Source organism: Bacillus sp. FSL M8-0071 (genome assembly GCF_037975455.1).
GTDB lineage: Bacteria > Bacillota > Bacilli > Bacillales > Bacillaceae > Bacillus > Bacillus subtilis.
Map to the genome: position 1 here is coordinate 1,840,121 of NZ_CP150256.1, position 13,344 is coordinate 1,853,464.

Annotated in this window: 7 protein-coding genes; 3 read left to right on the forward strand and 4 right to left on the reverse strand. The window is 43.4% G+C overall.

The window, feature by feature from the left end:
- Positions 1-12: 12 nt before the first annotated feature.
- Positions 13-7,650, forward strand: coding sequence for a beta-ketoacyl synthase N-terminal-like domain-containing protein (locus MKX71_RS09225; RefSeq protein WP_339231979.1), 7,638 nt, complete (start codon positions 13-15; stop codon positions 7,648-7,650).
- Positions 7,651-7,694: 44 nt separating this feature from the next.
- On the opposite strand, the gene MKX71_RS09230 is transcribed toward MKX71_RS09225, so the two are convergent.
- From MKX71_RS09230 to aprX, 4 genes are all read right to left on the reverse strand, one after another.
- Entirely contained in the window at positions 7,695-8,912 is a 1,218-nt protein-coding gene (locus tag MKX71_RS09230) for a cytochrome P450 (protein ID WP_144482431.1), read from the reverse strand.
- 230 nt (positions 8,913-9,142) lie between these two features.
- Positions 9,143-9,499, reverse strand: coding sequence for a hypothetical protein (locus MKX71_RS09235; RefSeq protein ID WP_076457692.1), 357 nt, complete (start codon positions 9,497-9,499; stop codon positions 9,143-9,145).
- A 78-nt stretch (positions 9,500-9,577) separates the two neighbouring features.
- Positions 9,578-10,402, reverse strand: a complete 825-nt coding sequence (locus MKX71_RS09240) for an MBL fold metallo-hydrolase (protein WP_080481022.1) — start codon at positions 10,400-10,402, stop codon at positions 9,578-9,580.
- A gap of 110 nt (positions 10,403-10,512) precedes the next feature.
- Complete coding sequence (gene aprX / locus MKX71_RS09245; RefSeq protein WP_033883775.1) at positions 10,513-11,841, reverse strand: serine protease AprX; 1,329 nt, start codon at positions 11,839-11,841, stop codon at positions 10,513-10,515.
- A 224-nt stretch (positions 11,842-12,065) separates the two neighbouring features.
- On the opposite strand from aprX, the gene MKX71_RS09250 reads away from it, so the two are divergent.
- A complete protein-coding gene (locus tag MKX71_RS09250; protein WP_014476869.1) occupies positions 12,066-12,299 on the forward strand; it encodes a hypothetical protein in 234 nt (77 codons plus the stop codon).
- 279 nt (positions 12,300-12,578) lie between these two features.
- The gene (locus tag MKX71_RS09255) at positions 12,579-13,286 is read left to right on the forward strand and encodes a poly-gamma-glutamate hydrolase family protein (RefSeq protein WP_003245758.1); all 708 of its coding nucleotides are present in this window, start codon (positions 12,579-12,581) and stop codon (positions 13,284-13,286) included.
- The last annotated feature ends 58 nt before the right edge of the window (positions 13,287-13,344 follow it).

Here is a 13,344-nt window from a genome sequence, read left to right on the forward strand (position 1 = left end):
GGGGAAGCGCCAATGCTGAACACAGAAGACATTCTCTGTAAAATGCTTTTCGCACAATTACAGTCCATAGGGTTTTTCACAGAAAGTAAATCCCAGCCGGTATTGGAGGAATTCTATGGCAGATGGTTTGAAGAAAGCCAATCGATTTTAGAACGGCATCAAATTCTCAAGCTAACGGAGAACGGATATGTTCCAACACGCTCAATAGGCACCATGAGCGAGCTGTGGAAAGAATGGAATGAACAAAAATCTGACCTGCTTCAAGATCATAATATGAAAGCCATGGTGACATTGGTGGAGACAGCACTTAAAGCCTTGCCGGAGATTCTGACCGGCAAGGCGTCAGCCACCGATATCCTGTTTCCGAATTCATCTATGGATTTAGTAGAAGGGGTCTATAAAAACAATCAAGTCGCAGACTATTTTAATGATGTTCTTGCAGATACGTTAACAGCCTATCTGCAAGAACGTCTGAAGCAAGAGCCTGAGGCGAAGATTCGAATATTAGAAATCGGAGCAGGGACCGGCGGGACAAGCGCGGCTGTTTTTCAAAAATTGAAAGCATGGCAGACACATATAAAAGAATATTGTTATACAGATCTGTCTAAAGCTTTTTTAATGCATGCAGAAAATAAGTATGGTCCTGACAATCCATATTTGACATATAAACGATTTAATGTCGAGGAGCCGGCGTCTGAACAGCATATTGATGCGGGAGGCTACGACGCGGTCATCGCGGCAAATGTGCTTCATGCCACAAAAAATATCCGGCAGACATTGCGAAATGCAAAAGCAGTTTTGAAAAAAAACGGGCTGCTCCTTTTAAATGAAATAAGTGATCATAATATATATTCGCATTTGACGTTCGGCCTTTTAGAGGGCTGGTGGCTGTATGAGGACTCTGATCTCCGCATACCGGGCTGCCCGGGCCTGTATCCGGATACTTGGAAAACGGTGCTTGAGAGTGAGGGATTTCGCTATGTTTCCTTTATGGCTGAACAATCGCATCAGCTCGGCCAGCAGATCATTGCCGCTGAAAGTAACGGAGTCGTCCGTCAAAAGAAGAGAACGGGAACGGAGGCAGAAGAAGATCCAAGCCATATACAAATGAATGCTGAAATCGATCATTCTCAGGAAAGCGATTCTCTCATCGAACAAACGGCACAATTTGTGAAGCATACGCTGGCAAAATCAATCAAACTATCACCAGAACGTATTCACGAAGATACGACATTTGAGAAGTATGGAATTGATTCGATTTTGCAGGTGAATTTCATTCGTGAATTAGAAAAAGTGACGGGAGAGCTTCCAAAAACCATTTTATTTGAACATAACAACACAAAAGAACTCGTCGAATATTTAGTAAAGGGGCATGAAAATAAGCTCCGGACAGCATTGTTAAAGGAAAAAACGAAGCCTGCAAAAAATGAAGCTCCACTTCAAACAGAGCGTACAGATCCTAATAAGCCATTTACTTTTCATACACGCCGCTTTGTTACAAAGCAGGAAGTCACTGAAACTCAGCTAGCAAATACCGAACCACTAAAAAAAGAAAAGACAAGTAATTTGCAAAGAACACATTTTAATGATTCTAGTACAGAAGATATCGCAATAATCGGGGTAAGCGGGCGCTATCCGATGTCTAACAGTTTAGAAGAGCTTTGGGGGCATTTAATCGCCGGAGACAATTGTATTACAGAGGCACTGGAATCCAGATGGCGCACATCTTTATTGAAAACATTATCAAAAGATCCAAAAAAGCCTGCAAATAAGAAACGCTATGGCGGATTTTTACAAGATATAGAGGCATTTGACCATCAGCTTTTTGAGGTGGAGCAAAACCGGGTGATGGAAATGACACCGGAACTCCGTTTATGTTTAGAAACCGTCTGGGAAACGTTTGAGGACGGCGGCTATACGCGAACCCGGCTGGATAAATTGCGGGATGATAACGGAGTAGGTGTTTTTATAGGGAATATGTATAACCAGTATTTTTGGAATATCCCATCTTTAGAGCAGGCAGTCCTCAGCTCAAATGGGGGAGACTGGCACATTGCAAATCGCGTTTCCCACTTTTTTAACCTGACCGGACCGAGTATCGCTGTCAGCTCAGCATGCTCTAGTTCATTAAACGCCATACATCTTGCGTGTGAAAGCCTGAAATTGAAAAACTGCTCAATGGCGATTGCTGGAGGCGTCAATTTAACACTCGATCTCTCTAAATATGATTCTTTGGAGCATGCCAATCTGCTGGGAAGCGGCAATCAAAGCAAAAGTTTTGGCACAGGAAACGGGCTTATTCCCGGGGAAGGCGTCGGAGCTGTCCTGTTAAAACCACTTTCGAAGGCGATGGAAGATCAGGATCATATTTACGCTGTGATCAAAAGCAGTTTTGCCAACCATAGCGGCGGAAGACAGATGTATACAGCTCCAGATCCGAAGCAGCAAGCAAAGTTAATTGTCAAGTCGATTCAGCAGTCGGGCATTGATCCAGAGACTATCGGCTATATTGAATCGGCGGCAAATGGTTCGGCGCTGGGCGATCCTATTGAAGTAATTGCCTTAACAAACGCGTTTCAACAATATACAAACAAGAAACAGTTTTGTGCGATAGGCTCTGTCAAATCCAATCTGGGGCATTTAGAGGCGGCTTCCGGTATTTCTCAGCTGACAAAAGTGCTGCTGCAGATGAAGAAAGGGACGCTGGTGCCGACAATTAACGCGCTGCCTGTCAATCCAAATATTAAGCTGGAGCACACGGCTTTCTATCTTCAGGAACAAACAGAGCCATGGCATCGCTTGAATGATCCTGAAACTGGAAAACAATTGCCTCGCAGAAGCATGATCAATTCCTTCGGAGCGGGGGGAGCCTATGCCAATCTTATTATAGAAGAATATATGGAGACGGCCCCTGAGAAAGAACATATCGCTCCCCGCCAGCAGGAATTCACTGCCGTTTTTTCAGCCAAAACAAAATGGAGCCTGCTTAGCTATCTAGAAAATATGCAATTGTTTTTAGAGAAGGAAGCTTCTCTGGATATTGAACCCGTTGTACAGGCTTTACACAGGAGAAACCATAATTTAGAGCATAGGGCTGCATTTACAGTGACATCAACTCAAGAGCTGATCGAAAAACTAAAGATATTCCGAACATCAAGAGAAAGCTCACTCCAGCAAGGTATCTATACATCATTCGATTTACAGCCATGTCCGGAATCAGCATCTAAGGATAGAGAAATAAACGCAGCAGAGCAATGGGCACAAGGGGCATCGATTGCTTTTAAAGAAGCTGATATAGGGAACCGATCAGGCTGGATTCATCTACCTCACTATGCATTTGATCATAATACATCATTTCATTTCGATGTATCGTCTATCAATGAGAAATCGTCAGATGTTGAAGACAATATCAATCAACCGGTCATTCAAGATCAATTCACTTATGATGAGCCTTACGTTCAAGGACACGTCTTCAACAATGAACGGGTGCTTGTCGGTGCCACATATGGCAGTCTGGCCATTGAAGCATTTTTTAACCTGTTCCCTGAGGAAAACAGCGGCAGTATCAGCAAATTAAGTTATATCAGTCCAATTGTCATCAAACAAGGCGAGACCATTGAAATTCAGGCAAAGCCGCTGCAAAAAGATCAAGTCATAGAACTGCAAATCATGTATCGCGAGCCGTCCTCTGGTTTGTGGAAGCCTGCCGCAATCGGACAATGCGGAATCGGTTCTTTTGATCCAAAAAAAGTCAATATCGAGAACGTTAAGCATTCATTAACTAAGCTTCATCACATCGATCAGATGTATAAAACCGGAAACGGTCCTGAATGGGGAGAGTTATTTAAGACAATTACTCATCTCTACAGAGATCACAAGTCTATACTGGCAAAAATTCGCCTGCCCCAAAGCGGGCTGGCAAACGGGCACCATTACACTGTAAGCCCATTGATGACAAACAGCGCGTACTTGGCTATCCTCAGTTTCTTAGAGCAGTTTGACATGACAGGCGGCTTCCTGCCATTTGGAATCAATGATATCCAGTTTACAAAGCAAACGATAAAAGGGGATTGCTGGCTTTTGATTACATTGGTTAAGAATACAGGTGACATGCTGCTGTTTGATGTAGATGTGATCAATGAGTCGTCAGAAACAGTGCTGCACTACTCGGGCTACTCGCTTAAACAGCTTCGTATTTCGAATCAAAGAGGAAATCAAAATAAGGCCATCAAAGCCAGCAATCTGAAAGATCGTATCAGAAGCTATGTAACAGATAAACTGGCAGTATACATGGCCGATCCGTCAAAATTGTCTCTTGCAAAAGCGCATATCATGGATTTTGGAATCGATTCTTCTCAATTGGTTGCACTGACAAGGGAGATGGAAGCAGAGACAAAGATCGAATTAAATCCGACTCTGTTTTTTGAATATCCGACTATTCAAGAGTTAATCGACTTTTTTGCGGACAAACATGAAGCATCTTTTGCTCAGCTGTTTGGTGAAGCTCATCAGCAGGAAGAGCGCCCAGCTCAAATCGAAAACCAAATGAAACAGATTCCGGCATACGAGACGAACACGGATAAAACAATCGAACACGCGGCAGACGGCATAGCCATTATCGGCATGTCGGGACAGTTTCCGAAAGCAAACAGTGTAACGGAATTTTGGGATAACCTTGTCCAAGGAAAGAACTGTGTCTCTGAAGTGCCGAAAGAACGCTGGGACTGGCGCAAATATGCCGCAGCCGATAAGGAAGGGCAATCAAGCCTTCAATGGGGCGGTTTTATAGAAGGAATAGGTGAGTTTGATCCCCTGTTTTTTGGCATATCGCCTAAAGAAGCGGCGAATATGGACCCACAGGAGTTTCTGCTCTTGATACATGCATGGAAGGCGATGGAAGATGCAGGCTTAACAGGGCAGGTTGTATCCAGCCGCCCGACAGGAGTATTTGTCGCAGCCGGCAATACGGATACAGCTGTGGTTCCTTCCCTAATTCCAAACCGTATATCCTATGCACTTGATGTAAAAGGGCCAAGTGAATATTATGAAGCTGCCTGTTCCTCAGCTCTAGTGGCTTTGCACAGAGCTATACAATCCATTCGAAACGGCGAATGTGAGCAAGCCATTGTCGGGGCTGTGAATTTGCTGCTTTCACCAAAAGGCTTTATTGGCTTCGACTCAATGGGCTATTTGAGTGAGAAAGGACAGGCCAAATCCTTTCAAGCAGATGCAAATGGCTTTGTCAGAAGTGAAGGAGCAGGAGTTCTCATCATTAAACCATTGCAAAAAGCCATTCAAGATTCTGATCATATTTATTCGGTTATTAAAGGTTCAGGTGTATCGCATGGCGGCAGGGGAATGTCACTTCACGCGCCAAATCCGGCCGGCATGAAGGATGCAATGCTGAAGGCTTATCAAGGAGCGCAAATTGATCCCAAAACGGTGACCTATATAGAAGCGCATGGGATCGCCTCTCCATTGGCAGACGCGATAGAAATAGAGGCGTTAAAGTCAGGCTGCAGTCAGCTCGAATTGGAACTTCCACAGGAAGTACGGGAGGAAGCGCCATGTTATATCAGCAGCTTAAAGCCGAGCATCGGACACGGTGAACTCGTCTCAGGCATGGCTGCTCTTATGAAGGTCAGCATGGCGATGAAGCATCAAACAATACCAGGCATATCCGGATTTTCGTCTTTGAATGACCAGGTGTCATTAAAGGGCACCCGTTTCCGAGTGACTGCCGAGAATCAGCAATGGAGGGATTTAAGTGACGATGCAGGCAAAAAAATTCCGCGCAGAGCGAGTATCAACAGCTATAGCTTTGGAGGCGTAAATGCGCACGTCATTTTAGAAGAATATATTCCTTTACCAAAACCACCGGTTAGTATGAGTGAGATTGGTGCCCACATTGTAGTTCTTTCTGCAAAGAATCAAGACAGGCTAAAAGCAATTGTTCAACAGCAGCTTGACTATCTGAATAAACAACAAGAACTGTCATTACAAGATTATGCTTATACACTCCAAACCGGCCGAGAGGAAATGGAAGACCGCCTGGCGCTCGTCGTCCGCAGTAAAGAAGAACTGGTAATCGGCTTGCAAGACTGCTTAGCAGAAAAAGGCAATAAGCCGAAGAGTTCTGTACCTGTCTTTAGCGGAAATGCAGAAAATGGCTCGTCAGATCTCGAAGCCTTGCTGGATGGTCCATTAAGAGAAATGGTGATCGAGACTTTGTTGTCTGAAAACAACCTTGAAAAGATCGCGTTTTGCTGGACAAAAGGGGTGCAAATCCCATGGGAGAAGTTTTATCAAGGAAAAGGTGCCCGCAGAATACCGTTGCCAACCTATCCATTTGAAAAGAGAAGCTGCTGGAACGGCTTTCAAGCAGTAGAGAATACGCCTTCTGTTTCACAGGATGAGCGTATCAACAACAGCAGCGATCATCACATATTAGCAAATGTACTAGGGATGGCTCCGGATGAACTGCAGCCTTATAAGCCATTGCAGCAGTATGGATTTGATTCAATTTCTTGCATACAGTTATTACAGCAATTGCAATCAAAGGTGGACCCTCTCATTGCCTTGACGGAGCTTCAAGCATGCCATACTGTTCAGGACATGATGGACTTGATCGCAAAGAAACAGGAGGATACATCCTTACAAAATGATCAAGCTCGCACGTTTCCGGAATTGATACCGTTAAATGACGGCAAGCGGGGGCGCCCTGTCTTTTGGTTCCATGGCGGAGTAGGAGGAGTTGAAATCTATCAGCAATTTGCACAAAAGAGCCAGCGCCCTTTTTACGGCATTCAAGCCAGAGGATTCATGACTGATTCTGCTCCTTTGCACGGAATTGAACAAATGGCTTCCTATTATATAGAGATCATTCGATCCATACAGCCTGAAGGTCCTTATGATGTAGGCGGATATTCCTTAGGCGGGATGATTGCATATGAAGTCACTCGCCAGCTGCAAAGCCAAGGCCTTGCTGTCAAAAGCATGGTGATGATTGACTCCCCATATCGTTCTGAGACAAAAGAGAATGAGGCATCTATGAAAACGTCAATGCTGCAAACAATTAATACGATGCTGGCATCGATTGCGAAACGGGAAAAGTTTACGGATGTTCTCATCAGCCGTGAAGAGGTGGACATCAGCTTAGAGGATGAAGAATTCCTGTCTGAGTTGATTGACTTGGCAAAAGAACGAGGGCTAAACAAACCAGATAAACAAATACGTGCGCAGGCTCAGCAAATGATGAAAACACAGCGCGCCTATGATTTGGATTCGTACACTGTTAAGTCTCTCCCTGATCCTGAGACGGTAAAATGTTATTATTTCCGCAACAAAAGCAGGTCTTTCTTTGGTGATTTAGACACTTATTTCACTTTATCAAATGAAAAAGAACCGTTTGATCAAGCTGCCTATTGGGAGGAATGGGAGCGGCAAATTCCCCATTTCCACCTGGTGGATGTCGATTCAAGCAACCACTTCATGATACTAACCGAACCGAAAGCGTCAACAGCCCTGTTAGAATTTTGCGAAAAGCTCTATTCAAACAGGGGAGTAGTGAATGCGAATTTCCTTAAGGCTTTCCGGAAGAAACATGAAGCGAGGGAAGAAAAAGAAACAGATGAATTGGTGAAGCGCTGAGAAAACACAAACGCCCCCTCTTTTAAAAGGGGGCGTTTTGAATGTTATTTTGAAAGTGAAACAGGGAGACTTTCTAATCCTCTTAAAAAGACATTTTTTCTCCATTGAATGTCTTCAGTTGCAACCGCAAGTTCAATATCAGGAAATCTCTTCAGAAGTGCGTTAAATGCAATGTGGCCTTCCAGCCTGGCAAGAGGCGCTCCTAAGCAGAAATGAATGCCAAAACCGAAAGAAATATGTCTGTTAGGCGACCGATTTATATTTAATATTTCGGGGTTCTCAAAAAAATTCGGGTCGCGATTGGCAGATCCGATCCCTATAAAAATCATGTCTCCTCTTTTGATCGAATGCCCCTTATATGTAAAGTCTTCAATGGCCCACCGATTTGCCATCATAATGACAGGTGAGGTGTATCGCAGCAATTCTTCAACCGCTGTAGCGATCATTTCAGGCTGCTGCTTGAGCTTCTCACATTCCTTCTTGTGCTGCAGCAATGCGAGGGTGCCTGAGCCGAGTAAGTTAACAGTTGTTTCAAGGCCGGCTACAACGAGCAAGAACAGCATCGAATAGAGCTCTTTTTCGCTTAACTTGCTGCCGTTTTCCTCAGCATGCACAAGTTTGCTGATTAAATCGTCTTTTGGCTTTATTCTTCTGTCATGGATCAGCTTGGCGATATAATCTTTAAATTCACGAAGAGCCTGATTTGTCAGCTCTCTATTACCTTCAGAGGTATCAACCATCGCATTGGTCCAGATTTGAAACTGTGACCGATCTTCTTTTGGGATTCCCATCAATTCAGATATAACAATAAAAGGCAAAGGGGAAGCGAAGGATTTCATGATATCCGCTTTATTTTCTTTTTCCATTTCATCTAAAAGCTGTTCAGCAATTTGTTCAATGCTGCCGCGCAGATTTTCAATGGTTCGGGGAGTAAATGCTTGATGAACAAGTGATCTCAGGCGGGTATGGTCAGGTGTGTCTTTTGCCAGCATATGATCGGATACAAAATCGATATCTTCACTAACGTTGAGCATTTTGATTTGTTCTTGGTTCATCACATTTTTTACGTCTCTTGTAATTCGATTGTCTTTTAAAAAGGCCATACAATCATCGTATCGGGTAATTAACCAGGCCGGATATGTGGCTCCGAACCGTTTTAATTCAAATCGGTGAATGGGCTCTTCCTCTCTAAATCGTCCTAAAACTGAAAAAGGATTGTGATGAAACTCTTTACCATGCGGATGAAACATCAATTTTTCCATTTGCATTCTCCTCGCCTAATAGGGTAAATAGATGAATCAAATTGCTGAACTAGTTTACAAAAAACAGAATGATTTGAAATGTAATCCTGTCTCTAAAACTATATATCTATTTTAGGAGTCATTCAATAGGGTGAAGAACGAAAAAAGTGAAAAAACGGCTCGATATAAAGCAGCGCCTTTGAACGAAAGCTCAAAGGCGCTACGCTGTATTATTTTGATGAAAGTGGCTTTCAGCTGTGCTGGATATCAATTGTATATACTGCACGATCTGTTACGACCTTCAATCCTTCGTTTTCTTGGTGAATATGAATGTCACCTAATAAAGGAATCTCATAGGCATTTTGCGGAAGCGGTACGTTTCCGTCCTCAGTGAATGTTGTTCCTTCGCCTTCTAAAACCAGCTCTTCTTTCGCAACATAATCATCAGGATGATTCGTACTGCGTATAGCCACTTTTTGAAGGTGGAGAACTATCTGATCCAAGTCTGATATCTCTTCATTATGGGTCAATTCACCTTTTCTAATATCAAGCGTCTGGCCGACTTTTGATTCCAGCCATTGAGAAAGCTGTGTATTCGTGTGTGCCATCAATATTCCTCCTTTTGATCTACACGATACTATTCCCAATTGCTGCATCTTTTACACGGAAAAGAGCCGCCTCACTCTTTATGTATGAAACAATTCCCTGTTGAGAGCCTTGATATAGCGTACGGCAGAACGCTGGACCGCTTCGCCGGCATTTTCTTTGACAACTTTAGAAAAAGCATTGTAAAGCCGGTTGAATTGAAGCGGTTTTACTTTGGCTGCTATTTCTTCAACTTTGGAGGCGGGAAGGGGAATGAGGTTTGGGTAGCTGTACATAAAGCTGACCCAGTTTCGGTCCGCCGCAACCGTAATGATATCTCCGGTCAATAGACAGCCTTTCCCTTCATTTCCCTTGCTCCAATGCAAAACAGCACCGCCTTTAAAATGTCCGCCCAGTCGGTAAAGGTCCAGTCCCGGCTTCACGTTGAGCGTTTCCCCTGACCAGAAGTGAATGTGATTGCTTGGCCTTGTCACCCATTCTTTATCATCCTCATGGATATAGATCGGCGCCTGAAACGCTTCAGCCCACTCAACCTGAGTAGAGTAATAATGCGGATGAGACAAGGCGATGGCTTGAATACCGCCTAATTCGTTGATTTGGTCAATTGTCTTTTGGTCAAGATATGTCATGCAATCCCACAGCACATTGAAGCCCTTATGCTGGATAAGATGGGCTGTTTGTCCGATCGCAAACTCTGGTTCAGTTTTGATGCTGTAAAGATGCTCTTCTTCCTTTTTAAGGATGTTTTGAAGGTTTCCTTTCTCACGCATGTCTTCAAGGGTTGTCCAAGTTTGTCCATCGGGATGAATATACTGTCTTTCATCCTCGCAAATCAGACACGAGTTGGGCGGATCTACAGTCTGTGCATGTTGCACACCGCATGTATTGCAGATATAATATGGCACTTTCTTCACTTCCTTCATCTATTTTCCATTATTTTACCTTATGATTATGAATATTCAAACGAAAAAACCGGCAGTTCTGCTGAGAGAGAATTGCCGGCTTTTGATGATGTTTATTGGCCGGGAACGGAATTTTCTGCGTTGACAGCGCCCGCTCCGTAGATATTCGGATCTTCATCTTTCCATTTGTCCGTGCCGTTTTTCAAAAGCTCTTTTACTTCATCAGGGGTAAGATCCGGGTTTTGCTGAAGAATTAAAGCTGCGATTCCTGCGCAAATCGGTGTTGCCATCGAGGTTCCTGACATTGTAAAGTACTGAGACCCTACACGGCTTGACTTTTGGAGCTTATCAATATAAGAATTCGGAGAGCGAAGGGAAATAATATTAACACCCGGCGCTAAAATATCGGGCTTTTCTTTCCCATATACTGTCGGGCCGCGGCTTGAGAAGGAAGCGACAGTATCATCATCGCTGCTTGCAGTATTGTTATCGTCAAGCGCACCTACTGTAATCACCTTTTCGCTCACGCCCGGGCTTGCAATGGTCTGCGAATCAGGGCCTGAGTTTCCGGCAGCGACACAGACGACAATCCCTGCGCTCCACGCTTCCTCAACCGCTCTGACTAACGGATCTTCCTGTTCATGATCATATCTAAGGGCATCGCCCCCGAGCGACATGCTCATAATATCAATCGGTTCATCGGGGTTGTCCTCATTGTATTGAATACACCACTCAACACCCTCTATAATATCTGCTAACGTTCCTGAACCCTGCTTGTTTAATACCTTTACGCCGATGAGATTGGCTTCCGGTGCAGGTCCGCGGTATTGACCGGAAGAGGATGCACCGCTGCTTGCGACATCACCTGCACAGTGTGTGCCATGACCATTATCATCGTACGGCTCTGTTTTTTGATTGACCATGTCCGCGAATCCGATAATTCTTCCTTCTAGATCAGGATGCGGGTAGATTCCTGTATCGACAACAGCGACAGTAACACCTTTTCCTGTCAGGGGTTGCCCGTTTCTGACGACTTCCTTCGCATGGCTTGCTTCGGTTGCCGTGTCTAAAAGCGCTTTGACTTCGCGGTTTAAATACACTTTACGGATATTGCTGCATTCAGAGAGTAGGGAATGTAATGCTGAAGGAGTAACCTCGGCGCTGCAGCAGTTGATTTTGTTGAAGCGGCTTTTTAACTTGCTGCGTTTTTCTTTTTGCAGCACCTCTCCAGCCATTTGAAAGCCGGTCTCGTGACAGCCTTCCTCAAATTCGATAATGACTGACATTTTTTTTCTGTTTTGCAATTTGGTTTCGAAAAATTTATGCAAGAAGCAAGGAGTCCATTTGAAGGGCTTGTAAAGCTGCAATACGGTTTCCCGTAACGGCCAATCTAGCTTGTGAGCATTTGCTCTCACCATTTGTACCATAGAGTACCCAAACATGTATTTTCCTCCTATTATAAGGTTCTCTGTATACTCTATGAACAGATGATAGGTTTGGTAAGTTTGTTTGTCCTCTGTAAGAGACAGACAAGAGTTTGTTTTTCTGAATCTTTCGCATTAGATACGATAGATTCAGAAGCTGAGGAAATCATTGGGGATTGAAAAAGAACGTTTGTTCGTATTATAATGTGATCATATCAAACTGGGAAGGGGAGAGCAACCGTATGAATTTCTACTTGCACCGATCTTTGGAAAGCCAAATGCCAATCAGCATTATATATATGAAGAAAGACGGAACGATTAGTAAAAGAACGATTATTGTGAGACAGAAAAGCAAAACGAAAATCAAAGCATTTTGTTTTTCGAAACAACAGATCAGAACATTTTTATTGGACTCTATCCTCTCCTGTGATTTTGTGAGAACAAATAAGCAAAATCTCTATTCTGCAGGCCGGTAACAGCTGTCCGTCTCAGCAACCGGGCAGCCTGTTACTAAAACCCTCCTTAAACCTATATACATTTATTTGCCAAGTGAGGTTGTTCCTACCTTTTTTGTCTTTCCTCTCAACCTTTTTTCACTCTTATTTGAAATGAACCGCTAATAACCGTGACAATCAATTGATTTTTTGAAACCGGGAACTTTTTCACTGATGATATTGTGTATACAATGGTAAGATAAAACCTATTGGCTAAACCTCATATAATGAACCGCGCCATTCTTATGAAAGGAGTTAAACATGAGAAGATTTTTACTAAATGTCATATTAGTCTTAGCCATTGTCTTGTTCTTGAGATATGTTCATTACTCATTGGAACCAGAACCATCAAATCAGCCAGATACATATTCAAATTTCAGCAGCTTGGCAGAGAATGAGAGCCCAGCCGATTACGATATTTCATATAATGAGAAAAAAGGAAGCAAAGTCTTAATTATGTCTCCGCATGGCGGAAGAATTGAAGGCGGAGTAAGTGAGCTTGTGCGTTATTTCAATAATGAATACTCTACATACCTATTTGAAGGGTTGAAGTCCCATGATAACCAAACACTGCACATTACAAGCACCAACTTTGATGAGCCATTGGCAAAAAAGAAAATCAAGGAGCATCAATATGTGGTGGCTTTTCACGGATATAAAGGAGAGAACAAGAATACCCTTGTAGGGGGAACAGACCGAAAGCGGGCGAAAATGATTGTGAGAGCCCTTGAGCGGAGAGGGTTTTCCGCTGAGTTAGCGTCGTCTAAAAGCGGTCTTGCTGGATTGAATGCCGAAAACATTAATAACCAAGGGGAAACGGGGCTAAGTATCCAGCTGGAAATCAGCCGTGAGCAGAGAGAAGCATTTTTTGATGATTTTTATTATAAAAATAGAAAATACACAAAGAACAGTGAATTTTATGCTTATGTCAGTGCGATCAAAGGTGTCCTGGAAAAAGAGTATTCGTAACAAGCAGATCAGAAGACAAAATAAGAGAAGATCAGTAGACTGAAATAGGATAAAAAAG